Here is a 26,121-nt window from a genome sequence, read left to right on the forward strand (position 1 = left end):
ATGCCTTATTTTATACCTCTAATAAGCGCTGATTAATTCTGTCTAATACAAGCGATTTAATCACACTATTTTCTATCGATTCAGTTAACTCAGCGGCAAATGCATGAATAATCATTTTACGAGCGTCACTTAAAGTAATACCCCGTGAACGTAAATAAAACAATTGTTCATCATCAATTCTACCTACCGTGGCACCATGACTACATTTCACATCGTCGGCATAAATTTCAAGCTGTGGTTTAGTATCAATTTGCGCTTTATCACCCAACAACAGATTGTTATTAGTCATTTGACCGTCTGTTTTTAATGCTTGTGGCGTAACAGTGATCATACCGTTAAATACGGCTTTTCCTGCATCCATTGCAATACTTTTATGTAGTTGGCGACTTTGGCAATTTTTCTCACCATGAACTAACCAAGTACGAGTATCCGCAATTTCACCTGCTTTAGGTAATACAACGCTATTCATCGAAAGCTCTGTATTTTCACCTTTTAGCGCAGAACTCGTGTGATGACGGCTGAGTTTAGCACCCAATAAGAAAGCATAACTATTAACACGAGCATCACGACCTATAGTCATATCATTATGTGCAAAGTGCTGACTTTCTGCATTTTCAAAACTTAATTTTATATGGCTAAAAGAGGCATTATCACCAATCGTTGCCGTTAATCTTGCGCCTGTAAAATGACGATTTTCATTGTTACTGCTGATATAGTGCTCAATGACCTGCATTTGTGTATTAGCACCCACATCAAGATGAAAACGATAATTCGCGTTATTCACCTCTGCACCATGCTCACCTTGTGTAATATTAAGAATATAAAGCGGTTTATCCGCAATAACACCGTTTTTCAGTGTAATAAGCAAAGGATGTGGCGCTAAACTTTCAACTAAATGCAGAAAAATTTCACCATTGACGGCTTCTGGTAACTCGCTCTGGTTATCAAGTAAGGTTACTTGATAAGGGCCAAATTCTTCACTACTTTCTGTTGGCGAAAACGTACCATTCACCATCACAATACGATAGCAATCAAGCGCTAAAGCATGTTTAGCAATTAAATTTTGCACATCAAAAGGTGACAGCTGTTGATAACTTTGGCTTAACGTCTCATCTAATGGCGTATAGTGCCAATCTTCATGACGATAAACAGGAAAACCTACTTTCTCAACTTGCAACCAATGATTGTGAGCGTTGAGGTTATCGTCACCTTTACGTTGATGATATAACTCAGAAAACGTTTTTAGTGCTTGTTGATTACGTAGTTCAACTTGGCGCTGTTTTTCACGCTTTTCATTGAGGGTCAATAAGCCAGCCATAACCTTGTTCCTCCAATTTTTGCGCCAATGAAAAATCACCTGATTTAATGATTTTTCCCTGATAAAGCACGTGCACAAAATCAGGTTTAATATAATCAAGAATACGTTGGTAGTGTGTTACAACAATAAATGCACGTTTACCATCACGTAGGCTATTAACACCATTAGACACGATTTTTAATGCATCAATATCAAGTCCTGAGTCGGTCTCATCTAAAATGCATAGTTCAGGCTCTAGTGCGGCCATTTGCAAAATATCGTTACGTTTTTTCTCACCACCTGAAAATCCCACGTTAACAGAACGTGTTAACAAATCTTGAGGCATATCCAGTAATTTGATTTTATCTTCAATAAAATCTTCAAAATCAAAGCGATCTAACGGCTCTTGCCCACGATATTCTCTTACTGCATTCACTGAAGATTGTAAGAAAAACTGATTACTAACACCGGGTATTTCAACAGGATATTGAAATGCCATAAAAATACCTTCGCCTGCGCGATCTTCAGGTTCTAATTCTAATAAATCTTTATTTTTGAAAGTAATAGAACCTTCATCTACTTCATATTCTTCACGACCAGCAAGTGTTGCAGATAAGGTACTTTTACCTGAACCATTTGGCCCCATAATCGCATGAACTTCACCTGCACGAACTTGCAAATCTAGTCCTTTCAGGATTTCATTGCCTTCAACACTGACATGTAAATTTTTAATATCTAACATAATATATGCCTTCGGTATCGTTACACCCAGAATTTGATTAATACTTAACCAACGCTATGTTCTAAGCTGATTGCTAATAATTTTTGTGCTTCTACAGCAAATTCCAGCGGTAATTCTGAGAACACGTCTTTACAAAATCCGTTTACAATCATTGAGATTGCATCATCTTCACTTAATCCACGCTGACGACAATAAAACAGTTGATCTTCACCAATACGTGACGTTGTCGCTTCGTGTTCAAGCTGTGCTGAGTTATTCATTACCTCAACATATGGGAAAGTATGTGCGCCACATTGCGTACCAATTAACATGGAATCACATTGTGTAAAATTACGGGCATTTTTTGCACTAGGGAGAACTTTCACAAGTCCACGGTAACTATTTTGACTTTTACCCGCAGAAATACCTTTAGAGATAATGGTTGATTTGGTATTTTTGCCAATATGGATCATCTTAGTACCGGTATCTGCTTGTTGATTGCCATTAGTTAGAGCAACCGAGAAGAATTCAGCAGTAGAATTATCCCCTTTTAAAATCACGCTTGGGTATTTCCAAGTGATTGCAGAACCTGTTTCTGACTGTGTCCACGACATCTTGGCGTTTTCGCCTTCACAGATAGCGCGCTTAGTTACAAAGTTAAGGATGCCTCCTTCACTATCGCCACCAGAGAACCAGTTTTGTACAGTAGAATATTTTACTTCAGCATCTTTATGGATAATGACTTCAACCACAGCGGCGTGAAGTTGATAACTGTCACGAACCGGCGCTGAACAACCTTCGATATAACTGACATAACTGCCTTCATCAGCGACCAGAATAGTTCGTTCAAATTGACCTGTTTGAGCCGCATTAATACGGAAATAAGTCGATAATTCCATTGGGCAACGTACCCCTTTTGGAATATAGACAAAAGTTCCATCAGACGCGACTGCGGCATTTAGTGCGGCAAAATAGTTATCATGGCTTGATACAACGGTGCCTAAATATTGACGCACTAAATCAGGATATTCTTGAATAGCTTCGCTAAATGAGCAGAAAATAATGCCATGTTCAGCAAGCTCTTCACGATATGTTGTTGAAACTGAAACAGAGTCAAAAATCGCATCAACTGCAACCGCTTGCCCTTCTCTTACAGGGACACCCAGTTGGTTAAAGGCATCTTCAACTTCTTTAGTTAAATAATCTTGCGCAGCTTGTTTATCACTAGTTACTGCTTCATTTGCACCACCAGCACAACTACCGTTAGCACAACATGAACTGCAAGAAGGTGCAGAATAGTAGCTATAATCTTGATAATTAAGCGATGGATAATCTGCTTTTAGCCAATGCGGCTCTTCCATTTCTAACCAATGGCGATAAGCATCTAAACGAAATTCCAGCATCCACTCTGGCTCGTTTCTTTTTGCCGATATTGCACGTACAACCGCTTCATTTAATCCTTTTTCTAAGGTATCGGTTGATATATCGGTATAAAAACCTTCTTTATAGTGGTGATCGCTTAGCCATCCCTGAACTTCATCACCAATTTCAACATTGCTCTGAGACATAATCTGACTTCACTATGTTATACCCCAAAGCTCTCACCACATCCGCAGACGTTTTGAGCTTTAGGATTATTAAATTTAAACATTTGATTAAGTCCTTCACGAACATAATCAACAACAAGCCCATCGATGAATGGCATTGCTTTCAATGAAACAAACAGTTTTGCACCATTATGTTCATACACAATATCATCTTCATTTGGGCCTGTAGCGAGTTCAATAACATAACCATACCCAGTACAACCAGAGGGTTTGATATTTAAGGAAAGCCCCTGTTTTTCAGGGTTTTTCTCAACTAAATGGCAAATATGTTTTGCTGCATTATCCGTCAGTACAATGCCTTGCCAAGCTGTGTCGTTAAGAGAAAAAGTTTCAACGTTGTTTGTCATTTCTGACCTCATTTCGAAAGGAGATTGATATCTTTCCTGACACTAATGGTAATGATAACCCTTATCACTTCAACCATGTCTTTTGAAAGGATATTATGCAAATGTATGTTTTTTGTTCTATTATTGCGTTAAATTTGTTAAATTTTATTTTTAACGCTATGTAATATATCACTTTTATCTTTTTTTATAACAAAAAATAAAACTTTTAATTTTTATTATATTTCGCACAATAAGCATATAAGTTGCAATATAAATACACTTTATATGTTATCACTGAAATCGAGAGAAAAAAGCATAAAAATATGTATCTACACGATGATGTTTACTGTGCACACGTTTCATTTTTATGCTTGTTATGCGGGATAAGATAGCACCACTGATGGAATAACTTCTTATTGTATTGTGTGTTTGCTGAACTTATTTATTAATTGAAATGGTTTGAATATGTTCTCTTGTACATTCAATAACTTGTTTGTATTTCCGCTTGTTTGATTGGCTGTTTATTGTACTAATAAATTGTAATTGCCAAACGCGATTTGTGCTTAGATCTGCCACTAAAACACCTTCATAGCTTACATTTTCTCTTGCCATATTCCCTTCAAAAAGAACATGTCTGCTTTCAACACTCGGAATGGTTAATGGCTTTATTGATGTAGAAATTTCATTCATACCATCAATTATCGCAATATTATCAACGATGCCTTGTGCTCCAGCATCCACATCGTAAGTCATTGCATCGGCCATTTTAAAATAAACCAGACGAACTTCTGATAAATCGCAAATAGGCTTTGACTTATAAACTATCATTTCTGTTGTAACGTCCTGAACATTATCAGGCAATATTTTAAAATAGTTTTCAGTATCTTCTCTGCTCATTGAAAATGAAGTGGGATACGCCATATTAAAACCAGAAATAGTTTGTACTGGAATATTACTTACATCATTACTCGTTTTAGAGGTAGAATTATTATCACATCCGGTGAGTAATAAACCTGCAATTAATAATGCTGCGGTGTTGAATTTTGAAATAGTTAACATTGTGAGCGTCTTTTCTTTTATTATGAAGATAATGATTATCATTAAAAATAAAATCTAAATAAAGAATAATTTCTATTTTTGTTCTCTATTTTTATTCTTTTTCTCATTATCTATAAATAAAAACGCACAAAGCGAGTATTTCACTTTGTGCATTTAATTTTTTTACTTTCTTAAGAAATAACTGATGTGGTTAATCTTGAAATACATACTTGACGATCTTCATCATCAAATATTTCTATTGACCAAACTTGGTGAGAACGCCCTAAATGAATAGGTTTACATACCCCTCTCACCTTACCTTCTCTGGCTGAACGAATATGATTAGCGTTAATTTCTAAACCCACAATTTTCTGTTCACCTTCGGTACAAAGATACCCAGCAACCGATCCTAGGGTTTCAGCTAAAACAACAGAAGCACCACCATGCAGCAAACCTAGAGGTTGTTTTGTACGATGATCAACAGGCATTGTTCCTTCAAGATAATCATCGCCGAGGCACGTTAATTCAATACCTAAATGGCTCATCATATTATTTTGGCCAATATGATTAAGATGCTCGATTGTCGTTTCACGTTTCCATATCATGGCATAATCTCCAATAGCGCCTGTAGTGGGTGTTTAAGCTCAATATTATCAATACGTTTTACTTGACTACGACACGAATACCCTGTGCTTAAGCAACGCATTGTCGGCAATGTTTTTAGTGCATTACCCCATGAGAGTTGGTAAATGCCTAATGAGTTTTCATAATTGTTCAGTTCATGTCCATAAGTACCAGCCATTCCACAACATCCTGTGCTTACAAATTCGAGTTGTTGCCCATAACGTTGGAAAATTGTCTGCCACTGTTTCATGCTTTGTGGTAGTGCCGTTACTTCCGTACAATGCCCGAAAAGATACCATTTTTCAGCATCATCGCGAACAGCTATTGGTTCACTCACTAATTTATTTAACCATTCATGAACGAGTTGAACCTTAAAATCACCCCGTTTATCACCCAAAATTTCACGATATTCATCGCGATAACAAAGCACTAATGCGGGATCAACTCCCACCATTGGAATATCTAATTTTGCAACACGATTAAGCATGGTTGACGTTTTTTGTGCCGTTTTACTAAATTGTTGTAAAAAGCCTTTAATATGTTGCGCTTTTCCATTGGGTGAAAAAGGCAATAAAACAGGTTTAAACCCAATTTTTTCAATAAGTTTGATAAAATCCGCGACCACTTTTGCGTCGTAATAGCTGGTAAAAGGATCTTGCACCACCAGCACATAATGACTTCGTTGCTTATCAGATAAACGTTCTAAATCTTCTAACGTCATATCTAGAGCGTGGTGACCTGCTAATTGTTGTTTTAATGTTGGCGATGACAGTAGCGGTAAATCTACCATTCCTATAGTATGTTTACTTAATGACTGCACCAAAGGTTGCTTCATAAAGAAATTAAAGAATCCTGGCGCTTTAGCCATGATAGGGGTTGTTAATTCAACATTCGCAACAATATGATCTTTTAATGGCCGTAAGTAGCGCTGGTGGTACAATTCAGTAAATTTAGAACGAAATGACGGTACGTCAATTTTAATCGGACACTGAGTTGAACAGGCTTTACAAGCTAAACAGCCATTCATAGCCGCTTTCACTTCATGAGAAAAGTCATATTCGCCACGTTTGGCTTTCCATGTATTACGTGTTTTTTCAATCAAACTTCTTAAGCTAGGTTTGTTATTTTCTAGGCTAGATCCAAGTTGTTTTGGGTTAACACCTTGCTCTGTTAATAAACGTAACCACTCTCTTACTAGCGCAGCTCGCCCTTTAGGTGAATGAATGCGTTGCCCACTAATTTTCATAGAAGGACACATTGGACTTTTCGCATCGAAATTAAAGCAAAGCCCATTACCATTACAGTCTAAAGCTCCTTTAAAATCTTGACGAACAGATAAAGGGATGGTGCGATCAAAGGTGCCTCGTTTAATGGTATCAACTTGTTTCATAGGTTCATCAACCTCTAACGGAGGACAGATTTTCCCAGGATTAAGCCTATTTCGAGGATCGAATATCGTTTTGATTTGACGCAGTTCATGATAGAGCGTTTCACCGAAAAATTCAGGGCTGTATTGCGCTCTAAAGCCTTTTCCATGTTCACCCCAGAGTAACCCACCATATTTGGCTGTTAACGTGACAATGTCGTCTGAGATAGATTTCATCAACAATTCTTGTTGTGGATCGCACATATCAAGTGCGGGTCTTACGTGTAATACACCTGCATCGACATGCCCAAACATGCCATAATTGAGTTGATGACTGTCAAGTAACGCTCTAAATTCGGTAATATAATCAGCAAGATGTTCTGGTGGTACACAAGTATCTTCCACAAAGGGAATGGGCTTTGCTTGCCCTTTTGCATTACCTAATAAACCCACCGCTTTTTTACGCATGGCATAAATACGGTTAATATCCGCTAAATCATCACACACTTGATAACCGATAACACCACTTTGCCCCTCTTTCATTAATGAATCTAAACGTTGACATAATGATGTAACTTGAGAATGAATTAATACTTCATCATCACCCGCAAACTCAACAATATTAAGGCCTTGCATATCTTTATCTGGTACATCTGTGATCAATTCTTTGACGGAATGCCACACAATATCTTCACGAGCAAGATTCAAGACTTTGGAATCAACAGTTTCAACAGAAAGTGCATTGGCTTTAACTAAAAAAGGCGCGTTACGCAATGCAGAGTCAAACGAATCATATTTTACGTTGACTAAACTGCGCTGTTTGGGAATTGGCGTAATATCCAACGTTGCTTCAGTAATAAAAGCCAGCGTGCCCTCTGAACCGGTTAAAATTCGGGTTAAATCAAAGCGTTTCATGTCATCACTAAAAACATGACGCAAATCATATCCCGTTAAAAAGCGGTTTAATTTAGGGAATTTTTCAAGAATAAGTTTTCGTTGTTCTTTGCAACGGGATAAAACAGTTCGATAAACCTTTCCAATAGCAGAGCTTTCTTGTGCGATATTCTCGGCTAATGCCGTATCCATGGCGCGGGTTTCAAGCAGTTCACCACCTAACAAGACAGCCCGAACACCAAGGACATGATCAGAGGTTTTACCATAAACCATAGAACCTTGCCCTGAGGCATCGGTGTTAATCATTCCACCTAATGTGGCTCGGTTACTGGTAGAAAGTTCAGGTGCGAAAAAAAAGCCATAGGGTTTTAAAAACAGATTGAGCTCATCTTTTATCACACCAGCTTCAACTTTAACCCAACGTTGTTCTGGATTTATCTCAATAATACGTTTCATATAACGAGATAAATCAACCACTATACCATCAGTCAATGCCTGCCCATTGGTTCCGGTACCTCCGCCTCTTGGTGTCAAAGAAAGCGAATGAAATTTGGGTTCATCGACTAGGCGTGCAACAATAGTTACATCAGCCGTTGAGCGAGGAAAAACCACCGCCTGTGGCAATAACTGGTAAATACTATTATCTGTTGCCATAGTGAGTCTATCAGCATAACTGCTGGAGATATCACCGGTGAAGCCATTTTTTCGAAGAGTATCAAGAAATTCTGTTGTGAGTTCACTAACTTGCGGTGCTTGCGATATACGTGGGATCATTTGTTATAGCTCTTTAATCTAATAGTCCACATTGCTTAATTTTTGATATTGAAATGTATGCTAAGAGGTACTTTGCCTCATTTTGTACTTTCAGACCGATACCTGTTCACCTTATCATACAATTCTGGCAAATTGCGTAGTGATATAAACAACGTGATATTTGCAATGCTTATTCATCTGCTTCTAGCATTTTTATTCGTGTAGGGATTTAAAACCATGGAAAAACCGCAGATCCATACAGATATACCCAAAGTTTTATTCACTGTTCTTTTTATTTCTTTTTTTATTATCGCCAGTTTTTGGATACTCAATCCCTTTATTGTGGGTTTTATTTGGGCTGGAATGATTGTTGTTGCCACATGGCCTTTACTCCTTATTATTGAAAAACGAGTAAAATATCGTTGGCTATCTACCATGATAATGATGATCTTGATATTACTGATCTTTGTTATCCCTATTATCTTGTTAATTAGTAGTGTTATTGATAATAGTGCTCCACTCATTGAGTTAGCTAAATCACCTTCGAATATTCAGCCTCCTCAATTATTATGGCTTAATGATATCCCAATGATAGGAAGCAAACTTTATGATACATGGCACTCTATTCTCGTTTCTGGTGGCAATGCGTTAATCACCAAAATTCAACCTTATGTTGGGCAAGCCGCCAACTGGTTTTTTGCTCAAGCCCTAAATATCGGTCGATTTGCTCTGCATTTAGGTGTGATGTTGTTATTTTCTGGCTTACTGTTTTTACAAGGTGAGAACGTTGTTGCTTGGTTACGTCATTTTGCTATTCGCTTAGCAGGCCAACGTGGTGATGCGGCTATTTTACTAGCATCAATGTCTATTCGTGCCGTTGCCTTGGGTGTGGTATTAACCGCCTTAATTCAAGCAATTGTCGGTGGTATTGGCCTTGCAGTATCAGGTGTTCCTTATGCCACAGTGCTTACCGTTGTCATGTTCATTTGTTGCCTTGCACAAATAGGCCCTTTATTAGTGCTAATCCCTTCTGTTCTATGGCTATTTTGGACTGGTGATACAACTTGGGGCATTGTCATGGTGATTTGGGGAGGAGCTGTGGCAACTATGGATGGTATATTACGCCCATATTTGATCAAAATGGGGGCCGATTTACCGATGGTATTAATTCTAACGGGGGTTATTGGCGGAATTTTGACATTAGGTATGATTGGATTATTTATCGGTCCTGTTGTTCTTGCTGTTGCACATAGTTTATTAAATGCATGGATAAATGAAGTACCAAAGCCTAATCCTGATCTAACTGAAACAGTAGAATTTATGAATAAAAACTTTATTGAAAAAGAATAAATAATAATGGGCATGTAAGTGTAGCTACTTACATGCTCTAAAATTAATAGACTAAAGTTTAATAAAGATTATCAATTTAAGAATGAATTATTATATTTTTATATTCAAACTTACAATTTGAAACAAATTACATTCTTTTAAACCTGTTTGTTACCAGCTAGTTATATTCACTTTGAAATAGGCTAATATTATTTTTATTGAGATAATTCTTAGAGCATAATTAACTCATTTCTCTTAATATAAATATCAACGAAACAAATGTTTCACCGAATTAATGATTTCGCCTTTCATATTAATAGATTAATTGGCGGAATTAAAGAATATAAAATATTGCTGTGTGTAGTCTTTGCCTGTCAGCCCATGATAGGCTTTTTTTTTGCCTATTATTTAATAATTGTATAAAAAAAGCTCACATTATTTTGTGAGCTTTAATTTATGACCTTTATATTAATTCTATTGTGCTAATTTCACCCAAGTTTTAATTACGGTATCTGGATTTAAAGATAAACTATCAATCCCTTCTTCCATTAGCCATTGTGCGAAATCTTCATGATCAGAAGGTCCCTGTCCACAAATACCCACATATTTACCGTTACGTTTAGCCGCTTGGATTGCCATTGATAATAATGCTTTTACTGCATCATTGCGTTCATCAAATAGTGCAGAAACGACACCCGAATCTCGGTCAAGACCTAATGTTAATTGGGTCATGTCGTTAGAGCCAATAGAGAAACCATCAAAGTGTTCTAAGAATTTATCCGCTAATAAGGCATTTGATGGAATTTCACACATCATAATCACTTTTAAGCCATTCTCACCACGTTTTAAACCGTTTGCAGCCAATTCTTCAATAACTTCTTCAGCTTGGCGTACCGTACGAACAAATGGGATCATCACTTCAACATTATCTAAACCCATATCATTACGAACACGTTTTACCGCTTCACACTCAAGCGCAAAACAATGACGAAAATCATCGGATATATAACGACCTGCTCCACGGAATCCTAACATTGGGTTCTCTTCATCCGGCTCATAACGGTCACCACCAACTAAGTTGGCATATTCGTTAGATTTAAAGTCAGACAAACGAACAATCACACGTTTAGGCCAGAATGCTGCCGCCAATGTCGCAATCCCTTCTGTTAATTTACTAATGTAATATTCAACAGGAGATTCATAGCCAGCCATCATCTCATTAATTTCAGCTTTTAATGCTTCGCTTTGATCGTCATACTCTAATAATGCGCGAGGATGGACACCAATCATACGGTTGATAATAAATTCTAAACGCGCAAGACCCACGCCGTCATTTGGTAAACCAGCGAAATCAAATGCACGATCAGGGTTACCAACGTTCATCATGATTTTCAGACCAAGTTCAGGCATGTTATCGATTGCGGAGCTTTGAATAGAAAAATCCAGTTTGCCATCATAGACAAACCCCGTATCACCTTCAGCACAAGAAACTGTAACGACTTGCCCTTCTGTAATACATTCTGTGGCATCACCACAACCTACAACAGCAGGAATACCTAATTCACGTGCAATAATCGCAGCATGACATGTTCTACCACCACGATTTGTCACAATCGCAGAGGCCTTTTTCATAATAGGTTCCCAATCTGGGTCTGTCATGTCAGTAACCAGTACATCACCCGCTTCAATTCTATCCATTTCATTTAAGTTATGAATAACTTTGACTGTACCTGTACCAATTCGATGACCAATAGCACGACCTTCAATGATTACAGTGCCACTTTCATTTAACTGATAACGCTCCATCACTTGCTGGTTAGATCGAACGGTTTCAGGACGAGCCTGTACTATATACAAACGACCATTATGCCCATCTTTAGCCCACTCGATATCCATTGGACGACCGTAGTGTTGTTCAATCAATACAGCTTGTTTTGCCAATTCTTGAACTTCATTATCAGTCAAAGAGAAACGATTGCGCAGTGCTTCTGGCGTATCTTCAATACGTACTTGTTTACCGTGCTCTATACTGTCTGCGTAAACCATTTGGATCTTTTTAGAACCTAAGTTACGACGAACAATTGAAGGTAGGCCTTTTGCTAGAGTTGGCTTGTGCACATAAAATTCATCAGGGTTTACTGCTCCCTGAACAACCATTTCACCTAAACCATAAGCTGATGTAATAAAGACAACTTGATCGAAGCCTGATTCAGTATCGATGGTAAACATCACACCTGAAGAGGCAAGATCAGAACGCACCATACGCTGAACACCTGCAGATAACGCAACACCGCGGTGATCGTAGCCTTGATGGACACGATAAGAAATTGCTCGGTCATTAAATAACGAGGCAAATACGTGTTTAATCGCAACGAGAATGGCATCAATACCTTGAACGTTTAAAAACGTCTCTTGTTGGCCCGCAAAAGAAGCATCAGGCATATCTTCTGCTGTTGCTGATGAACGAACGGCAAAAGAAGCTTCTGACTCACCTTCACTTAATGTGAGATAAGCATCGCGAATATCTTTTTCAAACTGAGGCGTAAAAGGTGTATCAATTACCCACTGGCGAATTTGATTACCTGCTTGGGCCAGTTGATTAACATCGTCAACATCAACACTATCAAGCAATTCATAAATACGCTGATTGATACCACTCTGTTCCAGAAAATCATTAAACGCTTGCGCTGTGGTAGCAAACCCATTAGGAACAGAAACTCCCAGTTCCGCGAGGTTTGTGATCATTTCACCGAGGGAAGCATTTTTCCCACCAACACGATCAACGTCATTCATACCTAATTGGTTATACCAAAGTACATTGCACGGGGTGAGGCTATTGCTGGACATTGAGAACAATCCTTTTTTAAACAATTATGAGAGAGAGAAAAAAAGAAAAACCCGCTGTCAAAACGACAACTTAAATAAGCGTATCACAATGTTATAGTGAATATAGAAAGGTGAATCGATCAACCAGAAAACTTTATTTTTTTATCCTTTATAATCACTAAAAATGCTATAGATAATGTTGTTTGATTCGCTAATTCAGCTAAAAAAAGGTGAGCGTTATGATATTAAGCTTAAATTCTATTAATTGTGATAATAATGAACCCATTGATAGAACAGTCTTTTTTATCTCTGATGGTACAGCTATTACAGCAGAAGTTTTAGGCCACGCTGTACTTTCTCAATTTCCATTAAGAATGAAAAGTTATACATTGCCTTTTGTTTCTACAGTGGAAAGAGCTGAAGAAATAAAACAGAAAATCGCTGAAATTTATAAAAAGAGTGGCTCTAAGCCCCTTGTTTTTTATTCTATTATTAGCCCCGAAGTTAAACAGGTAATAAATAGTAGTGAAGGCTTTTGTCAGGATATTGTGCAATCTCTTGTATTACCGCTTGAAAAGGAGATGGGTATTCAAGCCTCACCAAAATTAAATAAAACACACGGGTTAACAGAGAAAAATCTTAGTAAATACGATGCCCGTATTGCAGCTATTGAATACACGCTTTCTCACGATGATGGAATATCATTACGTAATCTCGATCAAGCACAAGTTATCTTAATTGGCGTTTCTCGTTGTGGTAAAACACCCACCAGCCTCTATTTAGCTATGCAATTTGGTATTCAAGCAGCCAATTACCCATTTACTGCTGATGATATGGATTTTTTAAAACTCCCTACTGAATTAAAAGAGTATCAACATAAATTATTCGGTTTAACCATTGCACCAGAGCGCCTGGCTGCTATCCGAGGTGAACGTCGTGAAAATAGCCGTTATGCTTCAATTCGCCAATGCAGAATCGAATTAGCCGAAGTGGAAGCCCTTTTCAGAAAAAACAATATTCCTTATCTCAATACCACTAATTATTCTGTTGAAGAAATTTCAACTAAGGTAATTGATTCTATGGGATTAGCGAGAAGAATGTTCTAAGTCTTAACCTTATTTTTTTTATTGGTTTTTCTCTAATAACGCTGTTGAAATTAGCTGAATTTCGTTTATTGTGATCTTAATCACTGGGTAGACTTACCCTGTATATTTATTGAGATGAATTATGTTAAAGACAGACGAACTACGGACTAAGGCTTTAGACAGTCTGGTGACACCAGAAACCTTAGCAAAAGAGTTCCCCATTTCTGATGAGATAATCCAAAATATCACATCAGCACGTAAACGAATTGAAGCTATCCTTACTGGTGAAGACAAACGACTTTTAGTGATCGTGGGTCCTTGTTCTATTCATGACCCCAAAGCAGCCAAAGAATACGCCACGAAACTTAACCAGCAAAAAGAACGCTATCATGACCGCTTAGAAATTGTCATGAGAACCTACTTTGAAAAACCACGTACAGTTATTGGTTGGAAAGGCTTAATCTCTGATCCTTATCTTGATAATTCTTGCAATGTTAATGAAGGTATCCGCCTTGCAAGAAAATTATTAATTGAGATAAATACATTAGGTTTACCAACTGCAACCGAGTTTCTTGATATGGTAACTGGTCAGTATATTGCTGACTTAATTAGTTGGGGTGCTATCGGCGCAAGAACTACAGAGAGCCAGGTTCATCGTGAAATGGCATCTGCGCTTTCTTGTCCTGTGGGCTTTAAAAACGGTACGGATGGTAATACTCGTATTGCTATTGATGCAATTCGTGCTTCTCGCGTTGGTCACACTTTCTTATCACCTGACAAAAATGGCCGTATGACAATTTACCAAACTAGCGGTAATCCTTACGGACACATTATTATGCGAGGTGGTAAAAAACCAAATTATCATGCCAGCGATATTGCAGATGCTATTGATGCACTAAAACAAGTGGATTTACCTGAACATCTTATTATCGACTTTAGTCATGGTAATTGTGAAAAGATCCATCGTCGCCAATTAGAAGTGGCTCGCAATGTCAGTCAACAAATTAAAGATGGCTCACAAGCTATTGTTGGCGTGATGGCTGAAAGCTTTTTACAAGAAGGCTCACAAAAAGTCTTGCCAGAAAAACCTCTTGTTTATGGACAATCTATTACTGATCCATGTTTAAGCTGGAATGATACCGAGCAATTGCTTGAATTATTAGCACAAGCCGTTGAGAGTCGATTTTAATAAACCTATTTATTAAGGGGATAATTCTATCCCCTGCTATTTTTCTTCTCTATTCATTCTGTATTGATCTTATTTTTTAGTAAAAAGATAAGCCTCTTTTATTCCTTTGTTTTAAATTTCATCACATACCGTTTTATCACTCACAATATGACTTAAATTTACCTGTTTACGTTAAAAAAAGCTTGTCTAAATACATTTGTTAACGATAATGATTATCATAATGATAACGCTTATTACTCTTAGTGTATTATGAATAAAAAAGCTAATAATTTGGATAGTTCATTGGTTAAACAGAACTCTCATTCTTCAATAATTCAATCTATTAATAGTATTGAATTATTGGGTAAAGATGGCGTGGTTTACATTCAACATAACGGAGAGTTGTATCAACTACGTCAGACCAAATCAGGAAAACTGATCCTGACTAAATAATCATTTTTGACAATAACTCGCAAGCCACCTATCAATTCAGCTAGGCAGCCAGCTAAATAACTCCATATACAAGGACTTTTTATGGACATTTATGGTATGTGTATGCTGAAAAAACATTTCAAATATTCAGGTATAGCAACAGCTCTTTGTCTGTTGTATTCCCCTATTGCCTCTGCACACCCAGAAAAAACGAACACGGACTCTCTTACTGTTGTTGGTCATAAATATCACGAACTAGAACATAACTTCCAATCTACGATTGAAACCTCAACACCTCAGGCAAAAACAGCGTCAACAACAGGTGAAATGTTAAAAGAAGTCGCAGGTATCACTCTCTCAGGAACAGGCGTGACTAATGGTGCCAATATTCTAATGCGAGGATATGACCAAAAAGGTGTCAAAATTCTCGTTGATGGCATTCATCAACCACTCGAAAACACCATGAATAATTTAGGGGGCATATTTCTTGACCCGTCTTTAATTAAAAGTATTAATGTCAAACACGGTTCCGCCTCGACTATTCATGGTGAAGGCGCTATGGGGGGAGTTGTCGCTTTTAATACTCTCGATCCTCAATCAATATTGAAAAAGAATAAAAACTTAGGCGCTAAATTATTCAGTTCTTATTCTTCTGCTGATCGCCATTTTTCTTATGGTGGGATAATTGCAGGTCAACATAAACTATTCTCTGGTTTGATTTCTTACACTCAACGTCAGCGTGGCCCTATCTTATTGGCTGATGGGCAAAAAATGGATAACAATGAATCCATTAATAACTACTTTGCTAAAATCTATCTCTATCCTACAAATAACCAAACCTTTATTTTCTCAGCTCGCCATTATGATAATTCAGGTGAACAACGAGAAGTATTACATCGTATGGGTGGATATGGTAAAAAAGAAAGTAATCAGGTATATCGAGATACTCAGCAAAAAAATTACTCTCTAACTCATCACTATGCCCCTGAAAGTAATTCTTGGATTGATTTAACAACCTATCTTTATTACTCACAGTTTGGTATTAAGCAAACTTTTTTAACCGATGTAAAACTTACAGAATATGACCGTAAAAAAAATGAAAAAGGTGATATCGGTCTTTTCGAAGCTCGAACACAATCAACTTATGGTGGGAAATTAGAGAATTACACTAATATTACACCTCATAATAATCTTAATTTATCTGTCATTATTGGTACTGAAGTTTACCGACAGAAAATGAAACCCAACAACAAGGCTAAAAACTTCCCATTGGCAAAAATGGATTATGCCGCAACATGGTTACAGAGCACACTGTCGACACCACTATTCCCTTTATCCTTAACTGCGGGTATTCGCTATCACTATTATGAAAGTGTTCCAAATAAAGAAATTGATAGTGTCATTTATAATCATGCAGTTAGAAATGCAGATACAAGTAAACTCATGCATAAAGCAAGTTATCGAGGTACCACTGAAAATGTAAAATTAACATTTTCCGCAACACCGTGGTTACAGCTTTACACGTCATACTCGACTGCATTTAGAGCACCGACATTAAGTGAGATGTTTAATGATTCCGTTCATTTTGATAAAAACCGATTGGTAAGGTCTTATTGGATACCTAATCCTTACTTAAACCCAGAAAGAAATAGGACTTGGGAATATGGAGGAAAGATCTCATTCCAACAGTTATTATCAGAAAGTGATGCACTAGAAATTAAAGTAGCTTATTTCGATACATTATCAAAAGACTATATTTCTTATGCTGAATGGATGGGAACGATTTTTGGAAGAATGAGCCTAAAAGCCTATAACATTGCGAATGTTTATATTGAAGGTACCGATATTGCTTTACGTTATACCCACTCTTGGCTCTCTGCTGGATTAAGCTATAACCGAACAAACACATTCCAACTTACAGATAGTGAAACCATCTCCCCCGTAAGACCAGAAATTCTTACCGCCTTTATACAGATTCCTATTGCCAAAACACCTTTCTCATTAGGTTGGTCAGGACAATTTGCCAGCGCTACTGACTCTAAAAGTGGCTACAGCGGCATTGTTGCTCCACATAATAAGGGTAAAAAAGTCACTCGATTACAAGAAGTTGTTCAACAATTTCCTGGATATGCTGTTCACGATTTTTCACTCAGCTATCAATCTAAGAAAAATAAAGATCTACAAGCAACACTTATGTTGGCAAATGCTTTTAATTATGAGTATTTCTCAACACGAGGTGTGCCACAAGAAGGCAGAAATATAAAAATGTCCATCAGTTATCGCTGGTAGATGAGGAGCAATGATTTATATAACAAAGGGCTGTTTTAACAGCCCATTAAAATAACGGAGATCCATCTGCATGTCTCAGTCATCCCTATTAATTAAATTTAGTTTACTGGCTGTTGCTGTTTCTTCTGCTTGTGTGTCAGCACAAGAGAAAACACAAACTAGCGAGGAGAAAAAAACAGAAGTGCTTACCGTTTATGCGACTGGTAATGAGCGTGATAGCTTTACGTTACCCATGATGTCAACCGTTATTAAAAATAACAATGCGTTGTCAGAAACCGCAGGTAGTGCTTCTGAATTACTTCGCCATGTGCCCGGAATTTCTATTTCCGGCGCAGGTCGTACTAATGGTGAAACCATCAGTATGCGTGGATACAGTAAAAATGGAATATTGACACTTGTAGATGGTGTACGTCAAGGAACTGACACTGGCCATATTGACAGTGTTTTTATTGATCCTCTTCTTATAAAGCAAGTTGAAGTAGTTCGGGGTCCTTCTGCATTATTGTATGGTAGTGGAGCACTTGGCGGTGTTATTGCTTACGATACCGTTGATGCAAGCGATCTACTTTCAAAAAACGAACAAGGCGGTGTACATGTTATTGGTCTTGGTAATACCGCGCAACATAGCCAAGGTTTAGGTGTTACTGCTTTTGGTAAACACGATAACCTTGATGGTCTCGTGGCATTATCAGCTCGTGATAAAGGTGATATTCGTTATGGTGGGGGTTATCGTGCACAAAATGATGAAACCATTATTAACCTACTCTCCAAAGGGCGTTGGTTTATTGATGATAGCAATACATTAAGCGGACAATTCCGTTATTACCATAACAATACTAATCAGCCCAAAAACCCTCAAGTTCCCTCAAATCCTACACTTGCTAATGTAGAAACTGATCGTACTACAACACAAAAAGATGCACAGTTAACCTATCAATACAATCCTTCGGATTTACAGTGGGTTAATCTAAAAACGCAGGCTTATTACAGTGAAGTTGATATCAATGCCAAAACGATACAAAAAGGATTTGAAGGTCGAGAACAAAAAACCTATGGCATAAAACTCGAGAATCGCTCTCAAGTGGGGATGGATAGCTTTGCATCACATGGGCTTACTTATGGTGGCGAAGTGTATAAACAGAAACAATCACCAAGTCAAAATACAGAAAGCTTCCCACAAGCAGATATCCGTTTTATGTCAGGCTGGGTTCAAGATGAGGTCACTTTACGTGATTTGCCTGTCTCCTTAATTTTAGGAACCCGTTTTGATAAATATAAAAGCCAAAACGATCGTTATGATGATATTACTGCTGATAAATGGTCATCCAAAGGAGCTATCAGCATCACGCCTACTGATTGGTCAATGCTTTATACTTCTTATTCACAAGCGTTTAGAGCACCTTCTTTAGGCGAAATGTATAACGATGCTAAGCATTTTGATGCGCCATTCCCAGGAGCACCAACAAACTATTGGCGTCCTAATCCCAATTTAAAACCTGAAACCAATTCAACCACCGAATACGGATTTGGTTTTCAATTCGATGACTTATTATCTAATAATGATAATCTGAAAATTAAAGCTGCCCATTTCAATACTCGTGCAAAAGATTATATTGATGCAGATGTCGCTATTTTTCAGGGATATACACAATCAACAAATATTCCAAGAGCAACTATTTGGGGGTGGGATGTTTCTATGAGCTACCAATCCAAATTCTTTAATTGGGACTTAGCGTATAACCACACCAAAGGAAAAGATAATGCCACAAATGCCTCAATTACTTCGATTGAACCGGATACATTGACCAGTCGCTTTGATGTTCCAGTTCCAAGCACAGATTTTTCTGTGGGCTGGGTCGGTCAATTTACCAAGAAAACGGACTTTACTAAACATGACCGTTTTAATCGCCCTACCAATCACCAACAAGCAGGTTATGGCGTCAATGATTTTTACCTTCGCTATGAAGGTAACGCCTCCTTAAAGGGGCTAACAACCTCATTTGTACTAGGTAACGCATTTGATAAAACTTATTATTCTTCTGCCGGTATTCCTCAAGAAGGTCGTAATGCAAAAGTACTTGTGAGTTATCAATGGTAATTAACAATAAAATCAACGATAGATACAATAGGAGTTTCTGTGAATAAACCTCTTTATGAGAGCTACCTGCAAGCAAAAGCGGATAAAAAAGCACCTTATGCCCGTGATCTGGCAGCATACTTAAATGTAAGTGAAGCCGAATTAACACATGCACGCGTGGGACATGATGCAAAACGCTTACGTAACGATGTGCAAGAATTATTAAAAGCCTTAAGTAAAGTGGGTGAGGTTAAAGCCATTACTCGTAACGATATCGCCGTTCACGAACATCTTGGTGAATACACTAATGCACGCTTTAACGATCATGCAGGTTTGATTCTAAATCCTCGAGCAATGGATTTACGCTTTTTCTTCGCTTATTGGTCGAGCATTTTTGCACTCGCTGAAGAAACCTCAAAAGGAACTCGCTATAGCATTCAGTTTTTTGATATGCATGGCGATGCATTACATAAAGTCTATACAACTGACAATACCAATATGGATGAATGGAATGCGCTAATCCAATCATTCTTATCGGAAGAAAATCCAGCTCTAGACATTACCCCTATCGAACCTTATTCAAACACACCTGTTAGTCATGAATTGGCGGAGCAACTTGAACAACAATGGCGTTCAATGACTGATGTTCACCAATTTTTCAAACTACTAAAAGAAAATAACTTGAGTCGTCAACAAGCTTTTAAAGCTGTTGCCGATGACCTTGCTTATCAAGTTGATAACAGTGCACTGAAAACCTTATTAACCCTCGCTAAAGAAGCACAAAATGAGATCATGATTTTTGTTGGAAGCCGTGGTTGTGTGCAAATCTTTACGGGGCAGATTGACCGTTTAGTTCCTCATCAATTTGAGAATAGCGATCAAGTCTGGATTAACGTTTTCAATCCTGCATTTACACTTCATTTAATTGAAAGTGAAATCGCCGAAAGTTGGATCACTCGCAAACCAACTCAGGATGGTTTTGTCACCAGTCTTGAAATCTTTGATAGCAAAGGCCAACAGATTGCCCAGCTTTATGGACAACGTACTGAAGGCACTGCAGAGCAACAACAATGGCGCGAGCAAGTTAATACACTTGCCAAAATAGCCTAATCGGAGAATGAGTTAATGAAAAAATGGCTTCTTTTGATCCTGTGTAGCGTCATGTCGTTTGTCAGTTCCGCCAATGAACGTATTGTCACTATTGGCGGCGATATCACTGAGATCGTTTTCGCGTTAGGTTCGGGTGAACAAATTATTGCAAGAGACAGCACTAGTTTAGTCCCTGAACAAGTGAAAGCACTCCCTGATGTGGGTTATATGCGAATGCTAAACCCTGAAGGTATCTTATCGGTCAAACCAACATTAATTATAACCAGCGAACTCGCTCGCCCTTCTTTAGCACTACGCCGAATAAAAGAGGCAGGAGTCACTGTTAAAACGATTACAGGTACACATTCATTAGAAGCCATTAATGAAAAAATAGACACCATCGCCACTATTTTAAATAAACAAAAAGAAGGTGAACAGCTAAAAGAAAAACTCACCCTATCTATTAGCCAAATACCCACAACACCTATAGATAAAAAAGTCATTTATATCATGAGTCATGGTGGTGTTGTTCCTATGGCCGCTGGTCAAAATACTGCAGCAGATACCATTATTTCACTAGTTGGGGGTAAGAATGCAATGCAAGGCTTTACGAGTTATCGCCCTCTTTCTCAAGAAGGTGTCATTGCGAGCCAACCTGATATTTTACTGGTAACTAAAGAAGGTATTAAAGGTATCGGTGGTATTGAAAAACTTTGGAATTTACCCGGTATAAAGTACACACCTGCAGGTAAAAATAAACATTATGTCGTCGTCGATGATATGGGATTGTTAGGTTTTACGCTTTCAACACCTGAAGTTATGAATCAAATTCGTCAAGCATTGGAGCAATAATGTCTCGTTTTCGTTCACCGTGGATGAGTATTTTAGTTTTACTCTTTTTGCTCACCATTGTTACATTAATTTCTGTGAATAGCGGTGCATTGGCACTCTCATTTCATACATTATGGAATAGCTCTTTTGATGATATGGAGTGGCAGGTTTGGCTTGATATACGCTTGCCTCGTGTGCTTTTGGCTATTCTTGTCGGTGGTGCATTAGCGATATCAGGTGCAATCATGCAAGGATTATTTAGAAACTCATTAGCTGACCCTGGGTTACTTGGCATAAGTAGCGGTGCGGCACTAATGGTTGCTATCGTGATTATACTACCTTTCTCTTTTTCACCTGTATTCGCATTTTACAGTCATATTGTAGCCGCCTTTGTTGGCGGCTTAATTGTGGCAATGATTATCTTCTCATTACATCAATTGAGTGATGGTAATTTAGCGCGGTTATTGCTTGCTGGGATTGCTATCAATGCACTTTGTATGTCCTTTATTGGTGTCTTAAGTTATATCAGTACAGATCAACAATTACGCCAATTTTCGCTGTGGATGATGGGGTCATTAAGCCAAATTGACTGGAAAACCTTATCCATTGCAACCCTTGTGATCATTCCAGTCAGTATTGTGGCATGTTGGCAAAGCCATAAATTAAATCTGTTACAACTTGGTGATGAAGAAGCGCACTATTTAGGGCTAAATGTAAGAAGAACCAAGTTTATTTTGTTACTACTTAGTGCCATTTTAATTGGTTGTGCTGTCGCGCTAAGTGGTGTCATTGGATTTATTGGCCTTGTGGTTCCACACCTTATTCGTATGCGTATTGGTAGTAATCATGTATGGCTATTACCTGCTACCATTTTAGGTGGTGCAACACTGTTACTCGCTGCTGATACATTATCCAGAACACTGGTATCTCCAGCAGAAATCCCTGTGGGGCTCATTACAGGATTAATTGGTGGCCCTTATTTCCTTTGGCTTATCTTACGACAACCCGCGAGAAGGATGTCATGATTCAAAAACAAAACACTTCGTTGCTCTATGGAAATAATTTGACGTATCAAATTGGTGAAAAAACTATTATTGATGATGTGTCTCTTTCACTTAATGCCGGAGAGTTAGTCACTATAATTGGACCTAATGGCGCAGGAAAATCATCATTACTACGTTTATTGACAGGTTATACGACACCAACACAAGGTGTGTGCTATTTTAAGCAAAAGACTTATTCGCAATGGAATAGCCAACAATTAGCACAAAACCGTGCTGTTATGCGCCAAAATAGCCAACTCTCATTTTCTTTTTCTGTAGAAGAAGTGGTTGCAATGGGAAGAACCCCTCATGGGCAACAACATAAAAAAATAGCTATCGAAACAGCTCTACTACAAACGGATTGTTTAAAGTTTAAAGATAGAGACTATCGTCAATTATCAGGTGGTGAACAACAACGAGTGCAACTTGCCAGAGTATTAGCTCAATTATGGCACCCTACACCACAAGAGTCGGTATTATTCCTTGATGAACCGACTTCAGCACTTGATCTTTACCATCAGCAACACAGCTTACGCTTACTAAAGCAATTAGCAAAAACACAACATCTTATGGTTTGTTGCGTTCTGCACGATCTTAATTTGGCCTCACTTTATGCCGATAGAATTCTATTATTGCATCAAGGAAAATTAGTTTGTGAAGGTACTCCACACGATGTACTGACAACAGAAAATATCCAACAATGGTATGGCGCAGATGTGAGTATTGATACCCATCCAGAGCATTCGTATCCACAAGTTTTTCTTCGCCCATAAGTTATCTTAGTTTTACTCAGTTGCCTTCTAGCATGGATTTTCTAGATTGTGACTGAGTTAATTTATTTTTATATGCTTATTTATTGCAAATAAAACACACTAAGTAATATCACCTTAATTGATTAATAAATCTTATTTCTAAATTTTCCTATTTAGTCAAATAAATTGACTTTAAAATACACCTTAATCACTGATTAGCTTGTAAATCACACAAAAAAACATAACAACCTAAAGAATGAATGGTATAACAGCTTTATCAATGAAAAAATAAATCAATAAATTCAATAAAGTAAAATACATTTAAAACGATTTTTTTAATCAAAAATATCTATTAAGCTCTACCTTACTTGAGATATATAGCTTTCACCTATTAATTTGATAATGATTATCAATAACAAAAAGCACTTTTTGCCTACCTGTTATTTTCCCCATGCTTAAAATAGATTATAAATAACATACGTTACTATTCTATTTACTTGGGCACTGTGTCCCCACCATTTTTGTGGGAGGTTTTATGGCTGAAAATGTCGTTAATGATATTCTAAAATGGTTAGAAACCCAGTTACAACGTAACGAAGGTATAAAAATCGATACTATTGCGAACAAAAGTGGTTATTCAAAATGGCACTTACAACGCATATTTAAAGATTTTAAAGGCTGTACATTAGGCGAATATGTCCGCAAACGTCGCTTATTAGAAGCGGCTAAATCATTACAAGAAAAAGATATGTCTATTTTAGACATCGCTTTAATGTATGGCTTTAGCTCTCAAGCAACATTTACTCGTATTTTTAAAAAACATTTTAATACTACACCGGCTAAGTTTAGAGAAAATGGCACAATGCCAGATACTCATTGTTTCATGTCATGCGAAAATCACTAATTGATTTAGCATCATGTTGATGTTACTTGCCATAAAAAAACCAGCTTTAAAAAGCTGGTTTTTTCTTTATTTACAGAAAACTAAGCAATTGCCGTTATAAGCCATTCTTCAAGTTCATTAAGCTCCCCTTTATTATTAGGATAACGCTGTATAAGTTGCTGAATAAGCTCTTTTAAAGACTCAGGTGTATAACGTTTGCCAACTAGCATATCTGATAATGCTTCTAATGGTGCGGGATCTAAACTGTCAGTATAGATTTGACTTCTGATTACATTACCACGCTCAATATCAAAATGTAGTTCAACACCACCCCACTTAAAACGATTATCTAGCAAATGAGAAAATGCAGGGGCTTGTCCAAAATTCCATTCCCAACTACTTTGCTTAGCGAATGTCTCTTCAAAACTAGGTAAATCAGGTAATTTTTGCGGGGAAATAATCTCTGCATCTACTCGTTCACCATAGTATTCAAAAAAGCTTTCGGTAATAGTTTCACAAAGTTTTTCGTGAGTGATATCAGATTTCAGTTCGACCAAATTAGCCACTCGTGAGCGTACAGAGGTGATCCCTTTAGCTTGAAGTTTTTTCGGATCTGGATTGAGGTAATTGGCTAGTCTAGATAAGTTAGCATTTATTAATAATGTGCCATGATGGAAACCACGATCTTTCGTCTCTTTATAAGCCGATCCTGAAATTTTTCTTTCACCCTCTTCTTGCGGTACGACTAAATCATTACGCCCTGATGCTGTTGCTTGTATACCTGCCTTTGATAAACCATCAAGTATGATTTGAGTTGAGATCGTTTTATTATACTCTGGCTTTCCCGCCATAAAGGTAAAACAGGTATTACCCAGATCGTGGAAAACAGCGCCACCACCACTTGAACGACGTGCTAATTTCACGCCATCTTCATCCATTTTTCGCGTATTACACTCTTTCCACGGATTTTGGGCTCGTCCAATAACTACCGTGTTATCATTACGCCACAGAAAAAGTACACGCTGATCCGCTGGCATTTGTCTAAAAATACACTCTTCAACAGCAAGGTTAAACCAAGGATCATAAGATTCGGAAATTAACAGTCGCAACTTACCTGACATAAGGAATACCTATATGAAGAAAATAAGGTATAAGATAGCATAACTCTCAATATATTAGGGTCTTAAATGGCACGAAATTACAATCGACGAGCTTGCCAGAATGTTTTTTTCCAATAGACATTATCAAGAGAAGAACGAGTAACCCCTTTACTAGTTGATGCGTGAATAAATGTGTTGTCAGTATCATAAATACCGACATGAAGTCCATTTTCACCACCACCTGTTTTGAAAAACACTAAATCCCCTGGCATTAAATCGCTTTTACTGATTTGTGTTCCATATTTGGTTTGATCGATAGTCATTCGAGGCAATTTAATATCAAAACGATCACTATACGTTTTATAGACAAACCCTGAACAATCAATTCCTGAAGATGTCATTCCACCATAACTATAAGGTGTGCCATACCACTGCTCAAGTTGTGATTTGAGCTGCACTATCACCATAATAGGATCGGAAAGCTGTGTTTTTAAAGGAGGGGCTGGTGGAATGCGTTTTGACGGACTAGATGAACACCCAGCCAGCAGGATAATACAGAGCAAGAAAGGATAGAAAACGGACTTTCTCATT

At 37.7% G+C, this 26,121-nt stretch carries 21 protein-coding genes; 11 read left to right on the plus strand and 10 right to left on the minus strand.

Annotated features, from left to right (window positions below):
- Window positions 1-10 precede the first annotated feature (10 nt).
- The 7 genes from sufD to GWI68_RS19540 form a co-directional block, all read right to left on the minus strand.
- On the minus strand, window positions 11-1,318 hold the full coding sequence (gene sufD / locus GWI68_RS19510) for a Fe-S cluster assembly protein SufD (protein WP_166541361.1): 1,308 nt from the start codon (window positions 1,316-1,318) through the stop codon (window positions 11-13).
- Entirely contained in the window at window positions 1,293-2,039 is a 747-nt protein-coding gene (gene sufC, locus GWI68_RS19515; protein WP_072070316.1) for a Fe-S cluster assembly ATPase SufC, read from the minus strand. The genes sufD and sufC overlap by 26 nt, the downstream gene beginning before the upstream one ends.
- Before the next feature lie 44 nt (window positions 2,040-2,083).
- The gene (gene sufB, locus GWI68_RS19520; protein WP_109408688.1) at window positions 2,084-3,586 is read right to left on the minus strand and encodes a Fe-S cluster assembly protein SufB; all 1,503 of its coding nucleotides are present in this window, start codon (window positions 3,584-3,586) and stop codon (window positions 2,084-2,086) included.
- A 17-nt stretch (window positions 3,587-3,603) separates the two neighbouring features.
- A complete protein-coding gene (gene sufA / locus GWI68_RS19525) occupies window positions 3,604-3,972 on the minus strand; it encodes a Fe-S cluster assembly scaffold SufA (protein ID WP_166541362.1) in 369 nt (122 codons plus the stop codon).
- Window positions 3,973-4,389: 417 nt separating this feature from the next.
- Entirely contained in the window at window positions 4,390-5,010 is a 621-nt protein-coding gene (locus GWI68_RS19530; protein WP_166541363.1) for a hypothetical protein, read from the minus strand.
- Between the two features lie 170 nt (window positions 5,011-5,180).
- Entirely contained in the window at window positions 5,181-5,594 is a 414-nt protein-coding gene (gene menI / locus GWI68_RS19535; RefSeq protein WP_072070326.1) for a 1,4-dihydroxy-2-naphthoyl-CoA hydrolase, read from the minus strand.
- Window positions 5,591-8,647: an FAD-binding and (Fe-S)-binding domain-containing protein gene (locus GWI68_RS19540; RefSeq protein ID WP_166541364.1), complete on the minus strand. Its 3,057-nt coding sequence runs from the start codon at window positions 8,645-8,647 to the stop codon at window positions 5,591-5,593. The genes menI and GWI68_RS19540 overlap by 4 nt, the downstream gene beginning before the upstream one ends.
- 216 nt (window positions 8,648-8,863) lie before the next feature.
- On the opposite strand from GWI68_RS19540, the gene ydiK reads away from it, so the two are divergent.
- Window positions 8,864-9,976: an AI-2E family transporter YdiK gene (gene ydiK, locus GWI68_RS19545; RefSeq protein WP_109408683.1), complete on the plus strand. Its 1,113-nt coding sequence runs from the start codon at window positions 8,864-8,866 to the stop codon at window positions 9,974-9,976.
- Window positions 9,977-10,429: 453 nt separating this feature from the next.
- Here the strand turns inward: ydiK and ppsA are convergent, their stop codons facing one another.
- Window positions 10,430-12,802 (minus strand): phosphoenolpyruvate synthase, encoded by a 2,373-nt coding sequence (ppsA, locus tag GWI68_RS19550; RefSeq protein WP_166541365.1) that lies wholly within the window; start codon window positions 12,800-12,802, stop codon window positions 10,430-10,432.
- Window positions 12,803-13,020: 218 nt separating this feature from the next.
- Here ppsA and GWI68_RS19555 point away from each other — a divergent pair, with 218 nt between their 5' ends.
- From GWI68_RS19555 to GWI68_RS19600, 10 genes are all read left to right on the plus strand, one after another.
- Window positions 13,021-13,887: a pyruvate, water dikinase regulatory protein gene (locus GWI68_RS19555; protein ID WP_166541366.1), complete on the plus strand. Its 867-nt coding sequence runs from the start codon at window positions 13,021-13,023 to the stop codon at window positions 13,885-13,887.
- Between the two features lie 121 nt (window positions 13,888-14,008).
- Window positions 14,009-15,055, plus strand: a complete 1,047-nt coding sequence (locus tag GWI68_RS19560) for a 3-deoxy-7-phosphoheptulonate synthase (protein ID WP_072070331.1) — start codon at window positions 14,009-14,011, stop codon at window positions 15,053-15,055.
- Between the two features lie 249 nt (window positions 15,056-15,304).
- Entirely contained in the window at window positions 15,305-15,487 is a 183-nt protein-coding gene (gene hemP, locus GWI68_RS19565) for a hemin uptake protein HemP (RefSeq protein WP_166541367.1), read from the plus strand.
- Window positions 15,488-15,568: 81 nt separating this feature from the next.
- Window positions 15,569-17,755 (plus strand): TonB-dependent receptor, encoded by a 2,187-nt coding sequence (locus GWI68_RS19570; RefSeq protein ID WP_166541368.1) that lies wholly within the window; start codon window positions 15,569-15,571, stop codon window positions 17,753-17,755.
- Between the two features lie 70 nt (window positions 17,756-17,825).
- Window positions 17,826-19,853, plus strand: coding sequence for a TonB-dependent hemoglobin/transferrin/lactoferrin family receptor (locus tag GWI68_RS19575; protein WP_166541369.1), 2,028 nt, complete (start codon window positions 17,826-17,828; stop codon window positions 19,851-19,853).
- A 39-nt stretch (window positions 19,854-19,892) separates the two neighbouring features.
- Window positions 19,893-20,942, plus strand: coding sequence for a ChuX/HutX family heme-like substrate-binding protein (locus tag GWI68_RS19580; RefSeq protein WP_166541370.1), 1,050 nt, complete (start codon window positions 19,893-19,895; stop codon window positions 20,940-20,942).
- Window positions 20,943-20,957: 15 nt separating this feature from the next.
- Window positions 20,958-21,773, plus strand: coding sequence for an ABC transporter substrate-binding protein (locus GWI68_RS19585; protein ID WP_166541371.1), 816 nt, complete (start codon window positions 20,958-20,960; stop codon window positions 21,771-21,773).
- A complete protein-coding gene (locus GWI68_RS19590) occupies window positions 21,773-22,777 on the plus strand; it encodes an iron ABC transporter permease (protein ID WP_109408675.1) in 1,005 nt (334 codons plus the stop codon). Before GWI68_RS19585 ends, GWI68_RS19590 begins: the two co-directional genes overlap by 1 nt.
- Window positions 22,774-23,568: a heme ABC transporter ATP-binding protein gene (locus GWI68_RS19595; RefSeq protein ID WP_166541372.1), complete on the plus strand. Its 795-nt coding sequence runs from the start codon at window positions 22,774-22,776 to the stop codon at window positions 23,566-23,568. The genes GWI68_RS19590 and GWI68_RS19595 overlap by 4 nt, the downstream gene beginning before the upstream one ends.
- 514 nt (window positions 23,569-24,082) lie before the next feature.
- A complete protein-coding gene (locus GWI68_RS19600) occupies window positions 24,083-24,451 on the plus strand; it encodes a helix-turn-helix domain-containing protein (protein ID WP_072070346.1) in 369 nt (122 codons plus the stop codon).
- Window positions 24,452-24,531: 80 nt separating this feature from the next.
- On the opposite strand, the gene GWI68_RS19605 is transcribed toward GWI68_RS19600, so the two are convergent.
- Together GWI68_RS19605 and GWI68_RS19610 are read right to left on the minus strand one after the other, a co-directional pair.
- Complete coding sequence (locus GWI68_RS19605) at window positions 24,532-25,551, minus strand: lipoate--protein ligase A (protein WP_166541373.1); 1,020 nt, start codon at window positions 25,549-25,551, stop codon at window positions 24,532-24,534.
- Between the two features lie 77 nt (window positions 25,552-25,628).
- Entirely contained in the window at window positions 25,629-26,120 is a 492-nt protein-coding gene (locus GWI68_RS19610) for an NlpC/P60 family protein (RefSeq protein ID WP_036913240.1), read from the minus strand.
- Window position 26,121 lies beyond the last annotated feature (1 nt).

It is taken from the genome of Proteus sp. G2669, assembly GCF_009915245.1.
GTDB lineage: Bacteria > Pseudomonadota > Gammaproteobacteria > Enterobacterales > Enterobacteriaceae > Proteus.

Excerpts from the sequence above, each read along its gene's own strand:
- GWI68_RS19560 (WP_072070331.1), top strand. The coding sequence starts at position 14,009 with ATGTTAAAGACAGACGAACTACGGACTAAGGCTTTAGACAGTCTGGTG.
- sufA (WP_166541362.1), bottom strand. The coding sequence starts at position 3,972 with ATGACAAACAACGTTGAAACTTTTTCTCTTAACGACACAGCTTGGCAA.
- GWI68_RS19575 (WP_166541369.1), top strand. The coding sequence starts at position 17,826 with ATGTCTCAGTCATCCCTATTAATTAAATTTAGTTTACTGGCTGTTGCT.
- GWI68_RS19530 (WP_166541363.1), bottom strand. The coding sequence starts at position 5,010 with ATGTTAACTATTTCAAAATTCAACACCGCAGCATTATTAATTGCAGGT.
- menI (WP_072070326.1), bottom strand. The coding sequence starts at position 5,594 with ATGATATGGAAACGTGAAACGACAATCGAGCATCTTAATCATATTGGC.
- GWI68_RS19590 (WP_109408675.1), top strand. The coding sequence starts at position 21,773 with ATGTCTCGTTTTCGTTCACCGTGGATGAGTATTTTAGTTTTACTCTTT.
- sufD (WP_166541361.1), bottom strand. The coding sequence starts at position 1,318 with ATGGCTGGCTTATTGACCCTCAATGAAAAGCGTGAAAAACAGCGCCAA.
- ppsA (WP_166541365.1), bottom strand. The coding sequence starts at position 12,802 with ATGTCCAGCAATAGCCTCACCCCGTGCAATGTACTTTGGTATAACCAA.
- GWI68_RS19585 (WP_166541371.1), top strand. The coding sequence starts at position 20,958 with ATGAAAAAATGGCTTCTTTTGATCCTGTGTAGCGTCATGTCGTTTGTC.
- GWI68_RS19540 (WP_166541364.1), bottom strand. The coding sequence starts at position 8,647 with ATGATCCCACGTATATCGCAAGCACCGCAAGTTAGTGAACTCACAACA.
- hemP (WP_166541367.1), top strand. The coding sequence starts at position 15,305 with ATGAATAAAAAAGCTAATAATTTGGATAGTTCATTGGTTAAACAGAAC.
- GWI68_RS19610 (WP_036913240.1), bottom strand. The coding sequence starts at position 26,120 with ATGAGAAAGTCCGTTTTCTATCCTTTCTTGCTCTGTATTATCCTGCTG.
- GWI68_RS19600 (WP_072070346.1), top strand. The coding sequence starts at position 24,083 with ATGGCTGAAAATGTCGTTAATGATATTCTAAAATGGTTAGAAACCCAG.
- GWI68_RS19570 (WP_166541368.1), top strand. The coding sequence starts at position 15,569 with ATGGACATTTATGGTATGTGTATGCTGAAAAAACATTTCAAATATTCA.
- GWI68_RS19555 (WP_166541366.1), top strand. The coding sequence starts at position 13,021 with ATGATATTAAGCTTAAATTCTATTAATTGTGATAATAATGAACCCATT.
- sufB (WP_109408688.1), bottom strand. The coding sequence starts at position 3,586 with ATGTCTCAGAGCAATGTTGAAATTGGTGATGAAGTTCAGGGATGGCTA.
- sufC (WP_072070316.1), bottom strand. The coding sequence starts at position 2,039 with ATGTTAGATATTAAAAATTTACATGTCAGTGTTGAAGGCAATGAAATC.
- GWI68_RS19605 (WP_166541373.1), bottom strand. The coding sequence starts at position 25,551 with ATGTCAGGTAAGTTGCGACTGTTAATTTCCGAATCTTATGATCCTTGG.
- ydiK (WP_109408683.1), top strand. The coding sequence starts at position 8,864 with ATGGAAAAACCGCAGATCCATACAGATATACCCAAAGTTTTATTCACT.
- GWI68_RS19595 (WP_166541372.1), top strand. The coding sequence starts at position 22,774 with ATGATTCAAAAACAAAACACTTCGTTGCTCTATGGAAATAATTTGACG.